Annotated in this window: 1 pseudogene; it reads left to right on the top strand. The window is 67.6% G+C overall.

Going from position 1 to position 3,278, the window contains the following annotated elements:
• Positions 1 to 15 precede the first annotated feature (15 nt).
• Positions 16 to 3,278, top strand: a pseudogene (locus tag ACH4S7_RS36505) (beta-ketoacyl synthase N-terminal-like domain-containing protein); the annotation flags it as partial.

The following is a 3,278-nucleotide window of genomic DNA, read 5'->3' as shown; positions in this document are numbered from 1 at the left end:
GTGCGGCCGTTGGATCCTGAGGTGGCGGTGGGTGTGTTGGAGTCGGTGTCCGGGTGTGTGACGGTGGTGGATATCGACTGGTCGCGTTTCGTCCCTGCGGTGACGGCTGTGCGCCCGAGCCCGCTGTGGAATGAGATAGTCCCGGCGGAGACGCTGACGACCGTCCGCACGACCCAACGCGCCGGCGGACTAGTCCAACGACTGACCGGCACATCAGGGGCCGCGCTCCGGTCGATGGTGGTGGAGGTGGTCCGCGGCCAGGTCGCCGGAGTACTGGGATTCGCCGATCCGGGCGCGGTGGATACCGGGATCGCCTTCCGTGACCTCGGATTCGATTCGCTCACCGCCGTAGAACTCCGCAACGCCCTCGCGGCGGAGACGGGGCTGAAGCTGGCGTCCACGGTGGTCTTCGACTACCCCTCGGTGGAGGGCCTCGCGGACTTCGTGATCAGCGAACTGTTCGGCGGACTGGACGAGGCACCACTCAGCGTGCCGGTGGTGTCGGTGTCTGGGGATGATCCGGTTGTGGTGGTGGGGATGGGGTGCCGTTTCCCGGGTGGGGTGGTGTCTCCGGAGGGTCTGTGGGGTCTGGTTGCGGGTGGGGTGGATGCGTTGGGTGGGTTCCCGGTGGATCGTGGCTGGGATTCGATCGGTGATGGTTTTGCTCGGGTCGGTGGGTTTGTTGAGGGGGTAGCCGATTTCGATGCGGGTCTGTTCGGTATCTCGCCGCGTGAGGCGTTGGCGATGGACCCGCAGCAGCGGCTGCTGCTTGAAGTCGTCTGGGAATCCCTGGAACGTGCGGGTATCGGCCCCTTCTCCTTGCGCGGCGCACCGGTGGGAGTCTTCGCGGGCACCAACGGCCAGGACTATCCCGCCCTGTTGGCCATGGCCGGGGACTCCGGTGATGGGTATGGGAGTACGGGTAGTTCGGGCAGTGTGCTGTCGGGTCGGGTGTCGTATGCGCTGGGTCTGGAGGGTCCTGCGGTCACGGTGGACACGGCGTGCTCATCGTCTCTGGTGGCTTTGCATCTGGCGGCTCAGTCGTTGCGGTCGGGGGAGTGCTCGCTGGCGTTGGCCGGTGGTGTGACGGTGATGTCGACGCCGGGTGCGTTCGCGGAGTTCGCCCGGCAGGGTGGTCTGGCATCGGATGGCCGGTGCAAGGCGTTCTCGGATGATGCGGACGGTACGGGGTGGGGTGAGGGTGTTGGTGTCCTCGTTCTGGAGCGGCTCTCGGATGCACGGCGGAACGGTCATTCGGTGCTCGCGGTGGTCCGTGGCTCGGCGGTGAATCAGGACGGTGCTTCGAACGGTCTGACGGCGCCGAATGGTCCGTCGCAGCGGCGGGTCATTCGGCAGGCCCTGGCCAATGCGGGCCTCGCAACCGCGGATGTGGACGCGGTGGAGGCGCACGGCACCGGTACTTCCCTCGGTGACCCGATCGAGGCGCAGGCCCTGCTGGCCACCTATGGCCAGGACCGGACCGACCCGCTGTGGCTGGGCTCGATCAAGTCCAACATCGGCCACACCCAGGCGGCGGCCGGAGTCGCCGGCCTCATCAAGATGATTCTCGCCCTTCAACACCAGGAACTCCCGAAGTCGCTCCATGTGGGTACACCCTCGTCGCATGTGGACTGGTCGGCGGGCGCGGTGGAGCTGCTGGCGGAGTCGCGGGCGTGGCCGGAGGGCGACCGACCTCGCCGCGCGGGCATTTCATCGTTCGGCGTGAGCGGCACCAACGCCCACATCATCATCGAGGAAGCACCTGGGCAGGATGCGGTTACCGAGCCCACCACCCAGGGCACCCTCCTGCCGCTGGTGCCCTGGGTGGTCTCGGCGAAGAACACTGACGGCGTGGCGGCCCAGGCGGTCCGATTGCTGTCCGTCGTGAACACCGTGAATCCGCTGGACGCCGCGCTGTCGCTGGCGACGACCCGCACGGCCCTGGAGCACCGGTCGGTGGTACTGGGCGCGACACCGGAAGACTTGGGTACTGCTCTTGCGACGTTGGCAGCCGGTGAATCGTCCCCGGGCGTGGTTTCCGGTGTCGCCGCTAACGGTCTGACTGGTTTCGTGTTCTCGGGTCAGGGTGGTCAGCGGGTCGGTATGGGCCGTGAGCTGGCCGAGGTCTTCCCGGTGTTCGATGCGGTGCTGCACGACGTCTGTGCGCGGTTCGACACCGTCTTGGATCGTCCGTTGCGTGAGGTGATGTTCGAGGATCCGGATGGGTTGCTGGGTGGTACGGGGTGGGCTCAGCCCGCGCTGTTCGCCGTCGAGGTGGCGTTGTTCCGGTTGGTGGAGTCCTGGGGTTTGGTACCGGATTATCTGGTGGGTCATTCGGTCGGTGAGCTGGCCGCCGCGCATGTCTCGGGTGTGCTGTCCCTGGACGACGCCTGCCGTCTGGTCGCGGCCCGTGCCCGGTTGATGCAGGCGCTACCTGCTGGTGGTGCGATGTGGGCGGTACGGGCTTCCGCGGATGAGGTCACCCCCCACCTGATCGACGGCGTGTCCCTCGCCGCTATCAACGCGCCCGGACAGGTGGTTCTCTCCGGTTCGCGTGCGGCGGTGGAGCAGGTCGCGGCCGCACTCCCGGACCGTAAGGGTCGCTGGCTCGATGTCAGCCACGCATTTCACTCCCCGCTGATGGACCCGATGCTGGACGCCTTCCACTCCGAGTCGGCCGGGATCGAGCACCAGCACCCCCGTATCCCGATCGTCTCCACCCTCACCGGCGAGGCGGTCACCGACTTCACCGCCGACTACTGGGTCGACCAGCTCAGGGGCACCGTCCGATTCGCCGACGCGACGGCCCGCCTCAAGGCGCTCGGCGTCACCCGCTTCGTGGAACTCGGCCCCGACGCCAGTCTCATCGGCGCCATCGCGGACACCTGCGACAGCACAGCGGTCTCCCTGCTCCGTCGTGACCGCCCCGAACCGACCACCGCGGTCACCGCCCTGGCCCGCCTCTGGACCACCGGCGCCTCCATCGACTGGACGGCGTTCTACACGCCGACCGGCGCACGAGTCATCGACCTCCCCACCTACGCCTTCCAACACCAGCGCTACTGGCCCAACCCGAAGACCGTCGTCCCGGTGAACACGGACACGGACTCCACCTTCTGGGATGCGATCGAGCGCAGTGATGAGAAGGCGCTCGCTTCGGAGTTCGGGGTGGGGTTGGGGGTGCCGCTGGGTGAGGCGTTGCCGGCGCTTTCGGCGTGGCGGAGGCGGCGGGAGGAGCGTGCGGCGGTTGATCGGTTGCGGTATGGGATTTCGTGGGT

Source organism: Streptomyces sp. NPDC020965 (assembly GCF_044333555.1).
GTDB lineage: Bacteria > Actinomycetota > Actinomycetes > Streptomycetales > Streptomycetaceae > Streptomyces.
Note: the sequence above shows the minus strand (reverse complement) of the source record. Positions and strands in the feature narration are given on the sequence as shown.